Here is a 17,661-nt window from a genome sequence, read left to right as displayed (position 1 = left end):
TTCAGCCTGTTAGATAACAAGCTGATCGCTCGGAAGCCCCGAGGCCGACAAACTGCAGATTGCCTGTTGCCTGGCCAACAGTTTGCCGGACCCACTCAAAGGCTGATGTCCAGCGGGTACTCGACAATCACCCGCAGCTCGTCGACGTTGGCCTCGGCGGTATGGCCCCCGCCCACCCGGTGGGTGGCCTGCATCACGTTGAACGACAGGTTTTTGGCCGGCCCGCCCTGCACCACGTAACGCACCCACAGGTTGCGCTCCCAATGGCGGCCATCCTCGATACCGTTGTAGTAGCTGTAGGCGCCACCGGCGCGGGTGCCGTCGATATCGGTGCCGCGCACGTAACGAGCGGTAAGCGACAGCCCAGGCAGGCCGAGCACGGCGAAGTTGTAGTCGTAGCGCGCTTCCCAGGCCCGTTCGTTGGGGTTGTTGAAGTCCGACACCTGCGATGCCGCGTCCAGCTGGATGTCGTAGGTGTTCCACACATAGTCGAACGGCGTATCGCCGTCGATGCGCGTATACGACAGCTTGAAGCCGTGTCCGCCTGCGTTGATGCCGGCATGCACGCTCCATGAATCGTTGTCGATCTTGCCGGCCAGCGCCTGGCCGCTGTCGCGGGTGCGGTAGTAATCCAGGCCGGTCTTAAGGGCCAGGCTGTTGCCCAGTGGCTGCACGTAGTCGACGTTGAAGAACTGCTGGTTCCACACATCATCCAGCCGGCTGGCGTGCAGGCGCAGGTTGAGCTGGTCGTTGAAGCGGTAGTCGCCACCCAGGTAGACCACATCATTGGCGCCCTTCAGCCGCCCTGCGTACACAGTGCCAAGGTCGCCACGGTGGTTGCTGGCGTTGCGGTCGCTACTGGATTCCAGCTTGCCGCCCTGCAGGGTCAGGCCTTGTAGCGAGTGGTCGTTGAACATGAAGCCGCGCAAGGTCTGCGGCAGCAGGCGAATGTCACTGGCATGCAGCACAGGGCTGGTCGGGCTGACGTCGCCGTAGCGCAGTTCGGTATCGCCCAGACGGGCTTTTAGCGCCACACCAACCTTGCCGTAGGCATCCTTGGGCTCGCCATCAAAGTTGCTGCCCGAGCGCGAGACAATCCCCGGCACGCCCACGCCGTTGCCCACTGTGCCGTTGCCACCGTCAAGCTTCAGGCCGACCAGGCCTTGCAGGTCGAGGCCCAGACCAACCGTACCCTGAGTGAAACCCGATTGCAGGTTGGCGATGATGCCGTGGCCCCATTCGCGGTGTTGGCTTTGGCGCTCGCCGGTATTGGGGTTGCGGGTGAAATCGCCGTTGCGGTAGTCCTGACTGAAGAAATAGTTGCGGTTGATGATTTGCAATTGAGTGCCGTCGATGAAACCTTCGTCCTCGGCGAATGCCGGTGTACTCAGGCCGATGGCCAGGGCCAGGGTGACGGGTGGGTAGTTGCGCAAGCGCATGGCAGAACGTCCTTATGGTTGGATAGTTCTTGCCATTCCAATAACTGTGCCACGAATAAAATCATTTATTTTCAATTAGTTATATTGAACATAGAACATTTCCAGATGCTCGTGGCGGGCAAATTGTCCAGTCGCTGTTGCCCCCAGTACAGAAGCTTATGCAGAGCCCTGTAGGAGCGGCCTTGTGTCGCGAAAGGGCCGCAACGCGGCCCCAGGTTTCTGCGTCATCGCGCAAATAGCTGGGGCCGCGTTGCGGCCCTTTCGCGACACAAGGCCGCTCCTACAAAGAGATTGCGCAATACGGGTAACTACTCAGCCAGCCTTGCCCCCCAGGTAAAAGTGCCGCAGGTCTTCGCGCGCCGCCAACTCGGCAGCTGCCCCCTCACCCGCTACCCGGCCGTTCTCCAGGATGTAGGCGTAATCGGCGTGGCGCAGGGCAACGTTGATGTTCTGCTCGGCCACCAGAAAACTCATGCCTTCCTTGGCGTTGAGCTGAGCCACAATGTCGAAGATTTCCTCGACAATGATCGGCGCCAGCCCCATCGAGGGCTCGTCCAGCAGCACCAGCCGTGGCTGGGTCATCAGTGCGCGACCGATGGCCAGCATCTGCTGCTCGCCGCCCGAGGTCAGCCCGGCCTGGGTCTTGCGCTTGGTCTTCAGGCGGGGGAACCAGGCATAGATACGCTCCAGCGCCTGCTCCAGCTCGCGCCGCGCCGGTTTGCGCAAAAAGCCCCCGGTGCGCAGGTTTTCCTCGATGGTGAGGTGGGCGAACACGTGGCGCCCCTCCAGCACATGCACAATGCCCTGGGCCGCCAGGCGGTTGGCCGCGACGCCGGCGGTGTCCTGGCCCTGGAAGCGGATATGCCCACGGCTCACCCGCGCACGGTCGGCTTGCAGCAACCCGGAAATGGCCTTGAGCGTGGTGCTTTTGCCAGCCCCGTTGGCGCCCAGCAAGGCGACGATGTCGCCCTGCCCGACCCGCAAGGAAACCCCGGCCACGGCCAGGATCGCGCCGTCGTAGATCACTTCGATATCCTGTACGCCCAGCAACTGCTGGGCGCGCTCGGTAGCAAGCGGGGCGTGGGTCATGGCGCGGCCTCGTCTTTGGCGCATTCGCGGGGGGTAACGCCTTTCTCGCGGGCAAACTCGCCGGCCTTGGCATCGATCAGCGGGCGCAGGGTGGCGCGGTCGGCCTGTACCCAGTCCGTCACCAGCGTCCACTTCTGGCCATCCCACTGCTGCACCTTGGCCGCGCCACCCCCTTCGTGGTCGCTGCACGACAGCTTCAACGGCTGCATCAGGCCGAGGAAGCCGATTTCCTTCAGGCGGGCATCGCCCAGGTTCAGGTGCTCCAGGCCCCAGCGCCCTTCCTCGCCCGTGAGTGGGCGGTTGCCAAACTTCTTCTGCCCGGCACGGATTGCCTCCACGGCAATGGCCGCGTTCACAAGGCCCGAGTTGTAGTACACGCTGCCAAAGCTGTTCGGGTCCTTGAGGTCGCTCTTGCCGGTGTCGACGATGTACTTGCGGATGCGCTGGTGAATGTCGAAATCGGCACCGCCCGGGTATGGCGTCAGCGCCAGGTAACCCTTGCCGGCCTCACCTGCCGGCAGCACGTCTTCGTTGGAACTGGCCCAGATGTCGCCGACGATGCGGTCCACCGGGAAGCCGAACCGCGCCGCTGTCTTGATCGCCACGGGTGTGGACACACCCCAGGTGCGCAGGAACACCCAGTCCGGCTTCTGCTGGCGCACCTGGCGCCATTGCCCGGCCTGCTCATTGCCCGGGTCGGCCACCGGAATCTGGATGTTCTCAAAGCCGTATTTCTGCGCCAGCAACGCCATCGGCCCCTGGGTTTCGCGGCCGTAGGCGGAATCGTGGTAGACGGTGGCGATCTTCTTGCCCTTGAGCTTGTCCAGCCCGCCTTCGCGCTCGGCCACATAGTTGATGAACGCAGAGGCCTCGCTGTAGAAGGTCAGCATGACCGGGAAGTTGTAGGGGAATACCCGGCCATCGGTGGCTTCGGTGCGGCCATAGCCCAGCGTGATCAGCGGGATTTTGTCGGCCTCGGCCTTTTCCGCCAGGGCGTAGGCTGCCGGCGCGCCGTTAGGCTGATATAAGGCCACCGGGGCGCCGTTCAGGCCGTTCTTGAAGCGCTCGTAGCACTCGATGCCCTTCTCGGCCGTCCATTCGGTTTCGCACTCCTGCCATACCAGCTTGACGCCATTGATGCCGCCTTCGACCTCGTTGATGTAGCGCAGGTAGTCGATCATCCCGGCCCATACCGGTATGCCGCTGGAGGCGTAGGCGCCAACCCGGTAGGTGGCCAGCGGGAAGAACTGCTCGTTGCTGGCGGCCTGGGCCACCGGCAGCCATGCCGAGGCAAGGCCCAGTGCCAGGCCGAGGGCGGCGCCGTAGCGTTTGAAAGGTGCGTACATGGTGGTTTCCCTGATCTGTCGTTGAGTGTTCACTGCTCGCTGGCGCAATCGCGCGGCGTAATGCCCTTTTCCTTGGCGTAGGCGGCCGACTTGGCCTCGATCAGCGGGCGCAAGGTGGCCCGGTCGGCCTGCACCCAGTCGGTCACCAGTACCCATTTCTCACCGTCCCACTGCTGCACCCGCGCTGCACCGCCACCTTCGTGGTCCGAGCAGGACAGCTTCAGTGGCGGCAGCAAGCCTTCAAAACCGATGGCCTTGAGCCGTGCCGCGTCGATGTTCAAGTGCTCGAAGCCCCAGCGCGCTTCTTCACCGTTGAGCGGGCGGTTGCCAAACTTGCCTTGAGCCGTGCGCAACGCCTCGACGGCGATGGCGGCGTTGATCAGGCCGATGTTGTAGTACACCTTGCCGAAGTAGCTTTGGTCCTTGAGGTCGCTCTTGCCGGTGTCGAGGATGTGCTGGCGCAGGCGCTGGTGGATGGCAAAGTCGCTGCCGCCCGGGAAGGGTGCCAGCGCCTGGTAGCCCTTGGCCGCAGTGCCGGCCGGGATCACATCGGCCTCGGAGCCGGCCCAGACATCCCCGATGATGTGGTCGACCGGGATACCGAAGCGCGCCGCCGTCTTGATGCCAACCGGCGTTGATACACCCCAGGTCCGCAGGAACACCCAGTCCGGTTTCAGCTGGCGCACCTGTCGCCACTGCGCCGATTGCTCGTTGCCCGGGTCAGCCACCGGAATCTGGATGTTTTCGAAGCCATACTTCTGCGCCAGCAATTGCATCGGCGCCTGGGTTTCGCGGCCATAGGCCGAGTCGTGGTACACGGTGACGATTTTCTTGCCTTTGAGCTTATCGAAACCACCCTCGCGCTCAGCGATATAGTTGATGCCCACCGAAGCCTGGCCGTAGTAGTTCAGCAACAGCGGGAAGGCATAGGGGAACACACTGCCATCGGTGGACTCGGTACGCCCGCCAGCGCCGTCGATCAGCGGGATGCGATCGGCCGCGCCCTTCTCCATCAAGGCATACGACCCTGGCGTGCTGTGGGTGAAGAAGAACGCCGTGGGCGCCCCGTCCTGGCCGTTCTTGTAGCGCTCGTAGCACTCGACGATGCGGTCGACGTTCCATTCGGTCTCGCATTCCTGCCAGGTGAGCTTGACGCCGTTGATGCCGCCCTCCACCTCGTTGATGTAGCGGAAGTAGTCGATTTCACCGGCCCACCACGGGATACCGCTGGAGGCATAGGCGCCCACCCGGTAAGTGGCCATGGGCACGAACTGCTGGTTGTCGGCAGCGGCGGCAACAGCCGGCAGCACGGTAGGCGCGCCCAGCAGAAAAAGGCTGGCGAGCAGATGGCGACGCAAGGTTTTACGCATGTTCGGTTCTTTTAAGTGAAGGGTTTGAAACCTCCTTTCCCGTGGCCGGGTCAAGGCGCCTGAAGGTGTTGGTAGGGCGTCAGAAGCGCAGCGGCCAGACGCGAATGCGTTCACGCAGGTTGCCCAGCAGGCGCACCAGGCCCTCCGGCTCCTTGACCAGGAACCAGATGATCAGGCTGCCAAACAGGATCTTCTGCAGGTTCTGCAATTGCCCGGCATCGACATGGCCGTTGAACAGCCACTGCCCGGCATGGCTGAGCAGGATCGGTGTAAGGCTGATGAAGGCCGCGCCAATGAAGTTGCCGGCAATACTGCCCATGCCGCCGATGATGATGATGAACAGGATCTGGAACGAACGGTTGATGTCGAAGCTGCCGGCGCTGGCCGTGCCCAGGTAGGCAAAGGCCCACAGCGCACCGGCAATGCCCAGGTAGAACCCGCTGACGGCAAAGGCCAGGCGCTTGTAGCGCTCCACCTGGATGCCAATGACTGCGGCGGCGGTATCCATGTCGCGAATCGCCATCCAGTTGCGGCCCACCTGGCTGCGCACCAGGTTCAGCGCCACCCAGGTCAGCACCACCACACAACTGAGGGTCAGCAGGTATCGCCCCACCGGCGTAGCCAGGCTATGGCCGAACAGCTCCAGGCGCGGGGCGCTGATGGTGCCGGACGAGGCGTAGTTGTAAAACCATGGGAACTTGGCAAACACCCATTCCAGAAAAAACTGCGCGGCCAAGGTGGTGACCATCAGGTAGAAGCCCTTGATGCGCGAACTCGGCAGGCCGAACAGCAGCCCCACCAGCCCGGCAATCAGGCCACCGCCCAGCAGCGCCAGCGGCAACGGCAGCCCTGGCACGCGCAACAGCAGGCCATAGGTAGCGAAGGCGCCGACCGCCATGAAGCCCGCCGCCCCCACCGAGGTCTGCCCGGTGTAGCCGGTCAGCAGGTTCAGGCCAAGGCCGGCCAGCGACAGCACCAGGAACGGGATCAGGATTGCGTTCAGCCAGTAGTCGCTGCCCAGCCAGGGCAACACGACAAAGGCCACCAGCAGCAACAATGCCAGACCCAGTGGGCGGTGGCGGGCCACCAGGGTCAGCGGTGCGTCGTCGAAGCGCGCTGTGAGGCGCGCGGCAGTCGTGGTCATGCGGTCATACCCGTTCGATGGCCCGGTCGCCGAACAGGCCGGCGGGGCGGATGTAGAGGAAGATCAGCGCCAGGAAATAGGCGAACCAAGGGGTGATGCCACCGCCGATCAAAGGCCCGATGTAGGCCTCGGCCAGGTTCTCTGCCGCACCCACGATCAGGCCGCCGACGATCGCCCCGCCAATCGAGGTGAAGCCACCAATGATCAACACCGGCAAGGCCTTGAGCACCACCAGCGACAGCGAGAACTGCACCCCCTGGCGTGCACCCCACAGCAGGCCGGCCACCAGCCCGACCACGCCGGCCACAGCCCACACCACCTGCCAGATACGGTTAAGGTTGATGCCCAGCGACAACGCGGCGCGGGTATCGTCGGCCACTGCCCGCAAGGCCAGGCCGATGCGGGTGCGGTTGAACAGCAGCGCCAGCAGCGCCACCAGTGCGGCCGAAACGCCAGCGGCCACCAGGTCGAACTGGCTGATCATGATGTCGCCGACGAACAGCGGCACATCCTCGATGCCCAGGTCCAGTGCACGCACCTGTGCGCCCATCAGCCCCTGGGCGAGCCCTTCGATGATGAACGACAGGCCCAGCGTGGCCATGAACAAGGTGATCTGCGAGCGGTTGACCAGTGGCCGCAGCACCAGCCGTTCGATCAGCAGTGCGCCGATGATCATCACCACCACGGTAATGGCCAGCGCCACGGCAAACGGCAGGCCCTGCTGGTGCAGGCTGACGAAGGTCAGCGCGGCAAAAAGCAGCATGGCGCCCTGGGCGAAGTTGAACACGCCGCTGGCCTTGTAGATCAGCACGAAGCCGATCGCCACCAGCGAATACATCGTGCCGGCGAGCAGGCCGCCGATCAGGGTTTCAAGAAAGAAGTTCATCAGTGTGCTGCCCCCAGGTACGCGGCTATCACATCAGGGTTGGCCTGCACTTCGGCCGGCGAGCCGTCCCCCACCTTGCGCCCGTAGTCCAGCACCACCACGTGACTGGACAGGCCCATTACCACCTGTATGTCGTGCTCGATCAGGATCACCGTGGTGCCAAGGTCGCGGTTGATATCGGCGATGAAGCGGCTCATTTCCTGCTTCTCCTCGGCATTCATCCCGGCCATCGGTTCGTCGAGCAGCAACAGGGTTGGCTGGGCAATCAACGCCCGCCCCAACTCCACGCGTTTCTGCAGGCCGTAAGGCAGGCTGCCGACAGCCACATCGCGCCAAGCCTGTAGTTCCAGAAACTCCAGCACCTGCTCGGCGCGTTCGGCGAATGCCCGTGACTCGCGGCGGGCGCGAGGCAAGCCCAGCGCCTGCTCCAGGAAGAAACTGCGCTGAAAGCGCGACAGCCCGGTCAGCAGGTTGTCGAGCACACTCATCTTCTTGAACAACGCGTTGTTCTGGAACGTGCGGCCAATGCCTAGCCGTGCGGCAGTCAGCGGGTGCGGGCGGCGCAGTGGTTGTTCGGCGAAGAACAGCTGGCCGGCATCGGCGCGGTAGACCCCGTTGAGAATGTTCAGCAGCGAGCTTTTGCCTGCGCCATTGGGCCCGATCAGGGCGCAGATCTCCCCGCGTCTTACGCTGAACGACAGGTCTGATATCGCCTTGACGCCCTTGAACGACAGCGACACGTTGCGCACCTCCAGCAAAGCGCTCATGCCGCACGCCCCAGGTAATCACGCAGCCAGGCTGGCCGCGCCGTGCCTGGCGTGGCCGGGGCGCTGGGCACGTCGATGCGCTGCAGGCGCTGGAAGCCGAGCAAGTGCCGTACACGGGCTTTGAGCCAGCGGCGCAGGCCGCGCTGCGGGTCTTGCTGTACCCAGTCGCACAGCCGCCGTTGCCAACTGCCGGCAGGTGGCAGCCGTGCCTCTATTTCGTCGGCCAGTACCTGCACCCGCTCGGCCGACAGCAGCAGCGCCGTCGGGGCAATTTCGCGGCGATCGCGGCTGGCCGACTCGGCCGTTTCCGGAAACGCCAGGCCTTCGCCCCGCTCCAGCCAGCGATCAAGCAGGTGTGTCAGGCCTTCGCGCCATTCGCTGCCTTCATCGACCCAGAGCACTTCGTCCCGGGCAACCTGCGCCCACCCCGCACGCTGCACTGCGGGTGCCGCACCCACAAGCAGCGCCGACAGCGGCTGAACCTGCCATTGGCCTGTGAGCACAGCGTCGGCTTGCGGCGTAAACAGCCGCAGCGGCCATTGACCGTGCAAACCCGTTTGCAGCCATTGCGCCACCTGTTCGCGGCGCTGGACAAAGGCGAACCCCGGGTAGGCCAGGCGCAGCTGGCGTTGCAAGTCTTCGCCACGGCTGTTGGCGGGGATCAGCAGGGTATGGCCATTCGAGCGCCGTGCGGCCAGCGCAAGCAACACCAGGCTGGGCTCATACGCACCGCTCAAGGCAAGCCGTGAGCCAGCCACGAAACCCTGCTGGCTCAAGCCATCAGCCAGGCGCTCGACCTCCCGTTGTACCTCGATCCAGCGCCAGGCCTTCCACACGCCCAGGCGCCGATGGCGCAGGGCGACCCGGGTTGGCCGCTCCCTGGCCCAACGCTGCAAGGCCTGCAGGTGGCTGTCAGCCACGGCATCAGCCTGCGGCGGGGTAAATTCATGCACATTCATCGCGTGGCTCCCTGGCGGCTCAGGCCGGTTCGGTAATGCTGGCCGGGGCGGGCTGGCGGCTGAGGTCGCGGTAACCGGCAGCTGGGTGGCTGGCCGGCAGCCGTGGGCCGTCGCCAAACAGCTTCTCGCGCAGGGTGCCTGGGCGGTACTCGGTCTTGTAGGCGCCGCGCTGCTGCAGTTCGGGCACCAAGAGCTCGACCACGTCGCGGAAGGTTTCGTGGGCCAGGGCATAGGTCAGGTTGAAACCGTCGACATCGGTTTCTTCAACCCAGGCTTGCAGTTCGTCCGCCACGGTTTGCGCACTGCCGACGATCAGCGGGCCAAAGCCGCCGATGCCGACCCAGTCGGCCAGCTCCTGCACGGTCCAGCGCTTGTTCGGGTCGGCGGTGGAAAACGCCTCTACCGCCGACTGGATGGCATTGGTGTGGATATGCTCCAGCACCTGGTCGGGCTGGTACTTGCTGAAGTCGATGCCGGTCCAGCCAGAAATCAGCGCAAGGGCGCCTTCGTAGCTGGCGTAGCTTTTCAGCTCCTGCCATTTGGCCTGGGCCTTGGCGTCGGTTTCGTCGACGATCACCGTCTGCATGTTGAAGATCAGCACCTTGCGCGGGTCGCGCCCGGCTTCGGCGGCGCGGCGGCGAATGTCGGCCACGGTCTTTTTCAGGATGACCTTGGACGGCGCGGCGACGAACACGCATTCGGCATGCCCGGCGGCAAAGTCCTTGCCACGGCTGGATGCACCCGCCTGGTACAACACCGGCGTACGCTGCGGCGACGGTTCGCACAGGTGAATACCCGGGACCTGGAAGTGCTTGCCTTGGTGGCGGATCTCATGGACTTTGCGCGGGTCGGTGAACAGCCCGGTTTCGCGGTCGCGCACCACCGCGCCGTCTTCCCAGCTGCCCTCGAACAGCTTGTACAGCACCTCCAGGTACTCATCCGCGTAGTCGTAACGGGCATCGTGGTCGCTCAGCGCCTTCTGCCCCAGGTTGCGCGCACCGCTGTCGAGGTAGGAGGTGACGATGTTCCAGCCGATGCGGCCTTTGGTCAGGTGGTCCAGGGTCGACAGGCGGCGGGCGAACGGGTACGGGTGCTCGAAGGTGAGCGAGGCGGTCAGGCCGAAACCGAGGTGTTCGGTGACCAGCGCCATGGGTGTGATCAGTGCCAGCGGGTCGTTCACCGGCACCTGCGCCGCCTGGCGGATGGCCGCGTCGCCATTGCCGCCCAGCACGTCGTAGATGCCGATCACGTCGGCGATGAAGATGCCGTCGAACTTGCCGCGCTCCAGCAGCCTGGCCAGGTCGGTCCAGTAGTCCAGGTCCTTGTACTGCCAGGCACGGTCCTTGGGGTGCCGCCACAGGCCGGGCGACTGGTGGCCGACACAGTTCATCTCGAAGGCGTTCAAACGAATTTCACGTGGCATGGGGACTCCTGTTCGATAGGCTCGGCACCCTCTTCAGGCACCCTTGCAGCTGTATCAACACGATTCATGCCAACAAAATAATCGTTATAAATCAGATAGTTATTTATCACCAACAACAGGACTGGTGCTTGAGTGACGACATCACTGTCGACCCACTGTTCGCTGGCAGACAGCAGGCAATGTGACCTGGTTTTAGCCGGATGGCGCCTGACCCGTTAAGATGAGGGTTCTTCAACCAGATGCAGACGACAATGCCCAACGACGCACCCATCGGCCCAGGCCGGCCAAAGGACCTGGCCAAGCGCGAGGCTATTCTTGAAGCGGCCAAGGCGCTGTTCCTCAGCCTTGGCTACGCCAACACCAGCATGGATGCGGTCGCTGCGGCGGCAGGTGTTTCAAAACTTACCGTGTACAGCCACTTCACCGACAAACAGACCCTGTTCTGCTCGGCGGTCATGGCCACCTGCCAGATCCAGCTGCCTGACCTGCTGTTCGAGTACCCGGAAGGGGCACCGGTGGAAGAGGTGCTACTGACCATTGCCCGAGGTTTCCAGGCGCTGATCAGCAGTGACGAAGCGGTCAAGCTCAGCCGCCTGATCATGGCCCAGGGTAGCCTGGACCGGAGCTTTGGCGAGTACTTCTACGAGGCCGGGCCCAAGCGTGTGCTGGCGGGGATGGAAGCGCTGCTGCGTGGAGCACATGAGCGCGGGTTGCTGCACATCGACAACCCGCTGCGGGCGGCAGAGCATTTCTTCTGCCTGGTCAAAGGTGCGCCGGATTACCGCTTGCTGCTGGGCTGCGCGGGGCCGCTGGAAGGCGAGGAGGCCGAGGCGCATGTGCGCGAGGTGGTGGGGGTGTTTGTGCGCGCGTTTCAACCCTGAGGCCTATGCGAGGCACTGTGGGAGCGGGCGTGCCCGCGAACACGGGCCCAGCCCGTGCCATCCACCGCGTCGCCTGCTTCGCGGGCACGCCCGCTCCCACAATGACTGCATTGACCGACAGGTATGGTGAAATCAGGCCTTCAACGCCTTCTTCGGGTAAATGTCATACCGGCTCGACTTGCCTTCCAGGCTGTGGCTCGGCTTGGGCCCATCAATGATCGGCGCCTTGCGCGGCCGCTTCACCACCACTCGGTGGCTGGCCAGCGCCAAGGCAGCTTCGAGCAGTGCCGGCGCGTCGAGGTCATCACCCACCAAGGGCCGGAACACGCGCATTTCCTTTTTCACCAGCGCGCTCTTGTCGCGGTGCGGGAACATAGGGTCGAGGTAGATCACCTGCGGCGCCTCGCCTTCCCAACTGCGCATGCGCTCGATGGCGTTGCCGGTCAGCAGGCGCATGCGCCCGACAATAGGGCCCACCTCGTCATCCGACCGCGCCCGCGCCAGGCCATCCTCCAGCAGCGCGGCAATCAACGGCTGGCGTTCGATCAGGGTCATCTGGCAGCCCAGGCTGGCCAATACGAACGCATCCTTGCCCAGCCCCGCCGTGGCATCCAGCACTTGCGGTCGCACGCCTTGGGCAATGCCCACGGCCTTGGCGATCATCTGCCCGTTGCCACCGCCAAACTGGCGTCGGTGCGCGGCCTGGCCTTCGACAAAGTCCACCCGCACCGGCCCCGGTGCCTGCGGGCCCAATTGCTGGATCTGCAAGCCATCAACGCCCACCTGCACGGCAAACCCGGCGCCTTCGTCCTGCAACGGCAGCGCCAGGCGCTCGGCCCACGCGGCGGCCTGCGCCTCGAATTCCGCCGACAGCGCCTCGACCCGGATACCTGTGCCCTGCTCTTCCATCTTTCACACCTAGAAATTGAACCCAGCCATTAAGGTATCGGCCATCACGGCCGATACAGGCAATATCCCGCTATTCTGCCAGAGCACAACGCGCGCGACTGCCATGTCAGATACTCTTCCCATCGGCTTGACCTATTTGTCGCCTGTCGGCAACTACAGTCAGCACAACACCCAGGCACTCGGGGGCGTCAGCCACCTGTGGCAGGATTTCTTTGCCCGGGCCATGGCCGAGCAGCAGGAAGAGCCCGTAGACAGCGTCAGCCAGTCGTTCGTGCAGTACGACCAGGACAGCGGCGAACCCATCGGCGGCGCCCGTGCGCTGGCCCTGATCGACGCCCAGCGCGCCTGCCCGGTGCAGGATAAAGTGGTAGCACCGCCCGAGCCATTGTTCCTGCCCAAGGCCGAGCTTGAAGCCAAGCTGCTGCCCCCCGCCCCCGAGCCGTTCAGCGCCCTCGAACTGATCGAGCAGCAGCGACAGCTCGACATCAGCAACAGCTGGATGCGCCCGGTGGTGATGAGCCAGGGCCAACCGATTGCCGAACCCGGCCCAGGTCCTACCCCTCGCTCGCTGTTCCTGCCTATCGCCGAGCTGGAGAGCAACCTGCTCGACCCGGCGCCTGAGCCATTCGACGCCACCACCCTGGCCAAGCAGCAGAACGACCTGGAATTCGACATCCACTGGGCCCGCCCGGTAGTGCTGAACAACGTGCGCGTTCACGCCTGAGGCTAACGGCAGACCTGCCAACGCCCCATGTCGAGGTGGAAGTGGTTGTGGTGCGCAGCGTTGTAGTCCGGCCCCAGTACCGTGCTGAAGCTCTCGCAGGCCGCCTGCTGCACTTGCCGCAGGAATTCCGCCTTCTGCCCACCTGCCTGCCAGTCACGCGCCAACACGATGCGCTGACCGTCCTGCAGGCGAAAACCGCTGATATCCAACGCGTTGGCCGTGGCGTGCTGGCTCAGGCGGCCCTGCTTGCGGTGGTAGACATTACGACAGGCAAAGCTGCCCAAGTGGTCGACCTGCGTAACCGGCTGCCCCAGTACCCGCTGCGCCACCGGCTGCAAGCCATGGGTCTCGAACAACGCGTAGGCCACCGCCAGCGGGCAACTGGCCAGGAAACTGCTGTTGAGCCGTGCCTGACCGCCCTCGATGCGCCAGATATTGTGCAGCGGGCAATTGGCCGAAGCCGGGCTGTCGGCTTGCGCCCGGAAACGCAGCTGGCTGGTTTCCAGCGCCTGGCGGCACAGCGCCGGATCATCGCGCAGGCGTGCAAGCTTGTACGGGCTCAGCAGGTTGGGTGGCTGCCGCACATCCAGCGGCGCCCAAGGGTTCCATGCGGAAGGCACGCGCCAGCCATAATGCCAAGCCAGGCCAGCCAACAGCAGCAGGCCGGCCAGCAATGCCGGCAAAAGCCTCATCAGCGCCGGAACAGGTCGTTGAGCTGGGCGAACGGCAGGGCCTGTTCACCGTAGCCGAACGTGCCCTCATCGCGAATTTCCAGCGCGGCCCGGTGAAAGGCCCCCAACGCGGCACGGGCCAGCGACGAGCCGACGCTGATGCGGCGCACGCCCAGATCCTGCAACTGGTTAACGCTCAGCGGCACCCCCGCCATGCCCATCAGCACATTAACCGGGTGCGGCGCCACCGCCTGCACCACCGCACGCACTTCCTCGACGGTACGCAGCCCCGGGGCGTAAAGCACATCGGCGCCAGCTTCGGCGTAGGCCTGCAAGCGCTTGATGGTGTCGTCCAGGTCCATGCGCCCGTGCAACAGGTTTTCCGCCCGGGCGCACAAGGTGAACGGGAAAGGCAGGCTACGGGCAGCCTGCACGGCGGCTCGAACACGCTCTACTGCCAGCCCCAAATCATAGATGGGCGACTCACTACGGCCACTGGCATCCTCGATGGAGCCCCCCACCAGGCCTGCCTCAGCGGCACGCAAAATGGTATTGGCACACGCCTCGGGCAGGTCACCAAAGCCGTTCTCAAGGTCCGCAGCCACCGGCAAGGCGGTGGCATCGACAATCTCCCCGGCATTGTCCAGGGTATCTTCCAGGGTCAAGGCACCTTCGGCGTCCGGGCGGCCCAGGCTGAAGGCAAGGCCCGCACTGGTCGTGGCCAGCGCCTCGAAGCCCAGGCTGGCCAGCAGCTTGGCGGAGCCCGCATCCCACGGGTTGGGGATGACGAACGCGCCATTACGTTCGTGCAATGCCTTGAAGGCTTCGGCTCGCAGGGTTTGCACATCCATGGTTCAACCTCCGGCAGTCAGGGAAAGGTCAGAGTAGCCCCAGTTGTTCGACCTCGGGCGCGCGTGGCAATTCCGGCAGCGGTGCCAGGCCCGGCAGACGTGCCATCAGCCGTTGATGAAAACGTTGCGCCAGCGCTGCGGCCAGGCGGTTGTCCGAGGTGTGCAGGAAGATGTATGGGCTACGGCCCTCTTCAATCCAGCCGGCAACCTTTTCAACCCAGGGGGTGAGGAAGGCCTCATTGGCCTCCAGCTCCGGGTGGCCGATGAAGCGCACCTGCGGGTGTTGGCTGAAGGCTGCGGGGCGTGGTGGCACCTTGGGCTTCTTGGATTGCGCGTGCAACACGGCAGGGTCGCGCGAGGTGCAACTGAACAGCGCACGCGGGTCAAGGCAGATGCGCTCCACGCCGCGCTCGTGCAACAGGCGGTTGAGCAGGCGCTCGTCTTCACCCTTGGCGAAAAAGGCCTGGTTGCGAACCTCCACGGCCACCGGCACACCGATTTCATCAAGAAAATGGCACAACTCGCCTAACCGTGATGGGCCGAACTGGGCCGGCAGCTGCAACCAGTATGGCGATACCCGCTGGCCCAGCGGGGCCATCAACCGGGTGAAATCGAAGGCAGCCTCAAGCTGGTCACGCAGATCGCCCTCGTGGCTGATGTCCCGGGGGAATTTGGCAGTAAAGCGGAAGTGCCCGGGCATCACCTGCGCCCATCGCGCAATGGTGCCGGGGGCGGGGCGTGCATAGAAGGTGGTGTTGCCCTCGACAGCGTTGAACACCTGGCTGTAGAGGCCAAGCATTGCATTGCTGTTGGCGTCAGCGGGGTACAGGTAGTCGCGCCAGGCGTTTTCGCTCCAGGACGGGCAACCGAGGAAATAAGGCAGTGGGGATGGACTCATCCATCAAATGTACAGGTCGAGCCCCAGCACTTCCATGTCCCAATCGGTAAAACCGGCAGTGCTCAGGTAGCTGGCCAGCGCGGTAGCCGTACGGCGGTCCCGGGCGCGGGGGAAGATCATGTCCTGCTGGCGGGCCGGCAAGCCACCGCTACGACGGCGGGCGGTGGCTTCCACGGGTGCGGGCTGGCTGTCTTCGATCACTTCGGCGTCGTCGATGGCCTCGTCACGCGCCGCTGCCTTGCGCGGTGTGCGCTTGACCGGGTAGGACTGCGATGAGAAACCGTCGATACGCATGGCATGAACACTCAGGACCAATGATGGCAATTTAGCAGCATCAGGGTTCCGTCGCTAATGCTTAAGTGATAACTGGACCACAGATCGCACAGAAGGTTTAAGCGTTACCGGCAATAACCGACGAACAGCATTCACTGCTTCTTGGGCGTGGCTACATTATCGCGCAGGTAGACCGGTTGCGCCTGGTCGGCGACGATTGCCTCGCCACGGCCCCAGGCAAAGCTGGCCAGGCTGAGAATGTCCTGCGCATCAGGCAAGGCACCGGCATTGCTGGCTGCCACTTGCACGGCCAGGCGTTCGGCGTAGCCCCAACCGGTACCCGCGCCAAACCAGTCGCCACTGCTGCCAACGGGCAGCGCCACCCGCTCGGGCGGCAGCACCGCCTCGTGCCCGACCAGGCGCATTTCGCCCGCCGTGGCCTGGTAGCAACCCCAATACACTTCATCCATGCGCGCATCGATGGCGGCAGCCACCTGCTGCACGCCCTGCTCGCGCAGCGCACCCTGGGCCAGCGCGGCCAGGTTGGATACCGGCAATACCGGGCGCTCCAGCGCAAAGGCCAGGCCCTGGACCACACCGATGGCGATGCGCACGCCGGTGAAGGCGCCCGGGCCACGGCCAAAGGCAATGGCATCCAGTTGGTTCAGCGCAACGCCCGACTCGGCCAGCAGCTGCTTGATCATCGGCAGCAGCTTCTGGGCGTGCTGGCGTGGGATCACCTCATAATGGCTGGTTACCTTGCCGTCATGCAGCAGTGCGACGGAACAGGCTTCGGTGGCGGTATCCAGGGCCAGCAGGGTGGTCATCGAACGGGTATCCAGGTGCGAATGAAAAGAGCGGCAGTATAGAGCAGCAACGGCGTTGTGTCCCGAAGGGGGCGCTGTGCGGCCATAGCTTACCGGCCTAGCGCGGTCCCTGTAGGAGCGGCCTTGTGTCGCGATGGGGCGCGCAGCGGCCCCACGATCTCAGCTTCGCCGCGAAAAATGCCGGGGCCGCTTTGCGGCCCATCGCGACACAAGGCCGCTCCTACAAGGGGCGCGCCAGGCTGCGTTTTACAGCTGACGCACATCGACAACGGCCCGCAAGCGGGCCGTTGTCGATGTGCGTCAGGCGCTGATCAGCTCAGGGCTGCCAGCACCTTGGCAGTGATGGCGTCGACCGAACCGACACCTTCGATGTGGCTGTACTTCGGCTTGCCGGCATTGGCGGCCGACAGCTTCTGGTAGAAGTCCACCAGCGGCTTGGTCTGGGTGTGGTAGACCGACAGGCGATGACGAACGGTTTCTTCCTTGTCGTCGTCGCGCTGGATCAGGTCTTCGCCAGTGACGTCGTCCTTACCTTCCACTTTCGGCGGGTTGTACTGAATGTGGTAAGTGCGGCCCGAGGCCAGGTGCACGCGGCGGCCAGCCATGCGGCCAACGATTTCTTCGTCATCCACGGCAATTTCGACCACGGCGTCGATGTCGACACCGGCAGCGACCATGGCTTCGGCTTGCGGGATGGTGCGTGGGAAACCGTCGAACAGGCAGCCGTTGGCGCAATCCGGCTGGGCGATGCGCTCCTTGACCAGGCTGATGATCAGCTCGTCGGAGACCAGCTGGCCGGCATCCATGACTTTCTTCAGTTCCAGGCCCAGCGGGGTACCGGCCTTGACGGCGGCACGCAGCATGTCACCGGTGGAGATCTGTGGAATACCGAACTTTTCGGTGATGAACTTTGCCTGAGTACCTTTACCGGCCCCGGGAGCTCCCAGCAGAATTACGCGCATCTCGTGCTCCTCAAATTTTTTTATGAAATTCAATGGATTCGGCAGCCAGGGCCAAGTCCGGAAAATCGGGTATGACCATAAATCGGTCAGAAGGCTGCTCAAGATACACAGCGCCCGGCAGCCAGACAAGCGTCCCAAAGTTGCAGGAATGCGCCACTTGAGGCTGACCGGGCAGGCGGTTGCGCCCGGCGCAACCACCCTCCCCTTGCCCCGGCATGGCCTGCACGGCACTCATTCCGGGC

The 17,661-nt window shown here is 64.2% G+C and carries 19 protein-coding genes; 2 read left to right on the top strand and 17 right to left on the bottom strand.

Going from position 1 to position 17,661, the window contains the following annotated elements:
* Positions 1-95: 95 nt before the first annotated feature.
* From ACQKPZ_RS01600 to ACQKPZ_RS01560, 9 genes are all read right to left on the bottom strand, one after another.
* The gene (locus ACQKPZ_RS01600) at positions 96-1,439 is read right to left on the bottom strand and encodes an OprD family porin (RefSeq protein ID WP_427535144.1); all 1,344 of its coding nucleotides are present in this window, start codon (positions 1,437-1,439) and stop codon (positions 96-98) included.
* A gap of 312 nt (positions 1,440-1,751) precedes the next feature.
* Entirely contained in the window at positions 1,752-2,528 is a 777-nt protein-coding gene (locus ACQKPZ_RS01595; RefSeq protein ID WP_427535142.1) for an ABC transporter ATP-binding protein, read from the bottom strand.
* Positions 2,525-3,874 carry an ABC transporter substrate-binding protein gene (locus ACQKPZ_RS01590; RefSeq protein WP_391130217.1) on the bottom strand — a complete coding sequence of 450 codons (1,350 nt, stop codon included), beginning with the start codon at positions 3,872-3,874 and terminating at the stop codon, positions 2,525-2,527. The genes ACQKPZ_RS01595 and ACQKPZ_RS01590 overlap by 4 nt, the downstream gene beginning before the upstream one ends.
* A 29-nt stretch (positions 3,875-3,903) precedes the next feature.
* Positions 3,904-5,244, bottom strand: coding sequence for an ABC transporter substrate-binding protein (locus ACQKPZ_RS01585; protein WP_427535141.1), 1,341 nt, complete (start codon positions 5,242-5,244; stop codon positions 3,904-3,906).
* A 79-nt stretch (positions 5,245-5,323) separates the two neighbouring features.
* Positions 5,324-6,388, bottom strand: coding sequence for a branched-chain amino acid ABC transporter permease (locus tag ACQKPZ_RS01580; RefSeq protein WP_427535139.1), 1,065 nt, complete (start codon positions 6,386-6,388; stop codon positions 5,324-5,326).
* A gap of 4 nt (positions 6,389-6,392) precedes the next feature.
* The gene (locus ACQKPZ_RS01575) at positions 6,393-7,274 is read right to left on the bottom strand and encodes a branched-chain amino acid ABC transporter permease (RefSeq protein ID WP_391130226.1); all 882 of its coding nucleotides are present in this window, start codon (positions 7,272-7,274) and stop codon (positions 6,393-6,395) included.
* Complete coding sequence (locus tag ACQKPZ_RS01570) at positions 7,274-8,041, bottom strand: ABC transporter ATP-binding protein (protein WP_427535137.1); 768 nt, start codon at positions 8,039-8,041, stop codon at positions 7,274-7,276. The genes ACQKPZ_RS01575 and ACQKPZ_RS01570 overlap by 1 nt, the downstream gene beginning before the upstream one ends.
* Positions 8,038-9,000 (bottom strand): AMP-binding protein, encoded by a 963-nt coding sequence (locus ACQKPZ_RS01565; protein ID WP_427535136.1) that lies wholly within the window; start codon positions 8,998-9,000, stop codon positions 8,038-8,040. The genes ACQKPZ_RS01570 and ACQKPZ_RS01565 overlap by 4 nt, the downstream gene beginning before the upstream one ends.
* Before the next feature lie 19 nt (positions 9,001-9,019).
* Entirely contained in the window at positions 9,020-10,423 is a 1,404-nt protein-coding gene (locus ACQKPZ_RS01560; RefSeq protein WP_391130235.1) for an LLM class flavin-dependent oxidoreductase, read from the bottom strand.
* A 239-nt stretch (positions 10,424-10,662) separates the two neighbouring features.
* On the opposite strand from ACQKPZ_RS01560, the gene ACQKPZ_RS01555 reads away from it, so the two are divergent.
* On the top strand, positions 10,663-11,304 hold the full coding sequence (locus ACQKPZ_RS01555) for a TetR/AcrR family transcriptional regulator (protein WP_427535134.1): 642 nt from the start codon (positions 10,663-10,665) through the stop codon (positions 11,302-11,304).
* 132 nt (positions 11,305-11,436) lie between these two features.
* On the opposite strand, the gene ACQKPZ_RS01550 is transcribed toward ACQKPZ_RS01555, so the two are convergent.
* The gene (locus ACQKPZ_RS01550; protein WP_427535133.1) at positions 11,437-12,213 is read right to left on the bottom strand and encodes a class I SAM-dependent methyltransferase; all 777 of its coding nucleotides are present in this window, start codon (positions 12,211-12,213) and stop codon (positions 11,437-11,439) included.
* 103 nt (positions 12,214-12,316) lie between these two features.
* On the opposite strand from ACQKPZ_RS01550, the gene ACQKPZ_RS01545 reads away from it, so the two are divergent.
* A complete protein-coding gene (locus tag ACQKPZ_RS01545) occupies positions 12,317-12,937 on the top strand; it encodes an energy transducer TonB (RefSeq protein WP_403202691.1) in 621 nt (206 codons plus the stop codon).
* A 2-nt stretch (positions 12,938-12,939) separates the two neighbouring features.
* Here the strand turns inward: ACQKPZ_RS01545 and ACQKPZ_RS01540 are convergent, their stop codons facing one another.
* The 7 genes from ACQKPZ_RS01540 to ACQKPZ_RS01510 form a co-directional block, all read right to left on the bottom strand.
* Positions 12,940-13,629, bottom strand: a complete 690-nt coding sequence (locus tag ACQKPZ_RS01540; protein ID WP_427535131.1) for an extensin family protein — start codon at positions 13,627-13,629, stop codon at positions 12,940-12,942.
* The gene (locus ACQKPZ_RS01535) at positions 13,629-14,459 is read right to left on the bottom strand and encodes an isocitrate lyase/PEP mutase family protein (RefSeq protein WP_427535129.1); all 831 of its coding nucleotides are present in this window, start codon (positions 14,457-14,459) and stop codon (positions 13,629-13,631) included. The genes ACQKPZ_RS01540 and ACQKPZ_RS01535 overlap by 1 nt, the downstream gene beginning before the upstream one ends.
* A 28-nt stretch (positions 14,460-14,487) precedes the next feature.
* Positions 14,488-15,357, bottom strand: a complete 870-nt coding sequence (locus ACQKPZ_RS01530; protein WP_427535128.1) for a DUF72 domain-containing protein — start codon at positions 15,355-15,357, stop codon at positions 14,488-14,490.
* 3 nt (positions 15,358-15,360) lie between these two features.
* Positions 15,361-15,651 carry a hypothetical protein gene (locus ACQKPZ_RS01525; RefSeq protein ID WP_306381679.1) on the bottom strand — a complete coding sequence of 97 codons (291 nt, stop codon included), beginning with the start codon at positions 15,649-15,651 and terminating at the stop codon, positions 15,361-15,363.
* Between the two features lie 131 nt (positions 15,652-15,782).
* On the bottom strand, positions 15,783-16,457 hold the full coding sequence (gene tsaB, locus ACQKPZ_RS01520) for a tRNA (adenosine(37)-N6)-threonylcarbamoyltransferase complex dimerization subunit type 1 TsaB (RefSeq protein WP_427535126.1): 675 nt from the start codon (positions 16,455-16,457) through the stop codon (positions 15,783-15,785).
* Between the two features lie 311 nt (positions 16,458-16,768).
* Positions 16,769-17,419: an adenylate kinase gene (adk, locus tag ACQKPZ_RS01515; RefSeq protein ID WP_012270800.1), complete on the bottom strand. Its 651-nt coding sequence runs from the start codon at positions 17,417-17,419 to the stop codon at positions 16,769-16,771.
* A 10-nt stretch (positions 17,420-17,429) separates the two neighbouring features.
* On the bottom strand, positions 17,430-17,654 hold the full coding sequence (locus ACQKPZ_RS01510; RefSeq protein WP_391130270.1) for a hypothetical protein: 225 nt from the start codon (positions 17,652-17,654) through the stop codon (positions 17,430-17,432).
* Positions 17,655-17,661: the final 7 nt, after the last annotated feature.

Origin of the sequence: Pseudomonas sp. NPDC089547 (genome assembly GCF_050280665.1) — a bacterium.
Classification (GTDB): domain Bacteria; phylum Pseudomonadota; class Gammaproteobacteria; order Pseudomonadales; family Pseudomonadaceae; genus Aquipseudomonas.
This window is presented reverse-complemented; position numbering and strand designations above follow the sequence as displayed.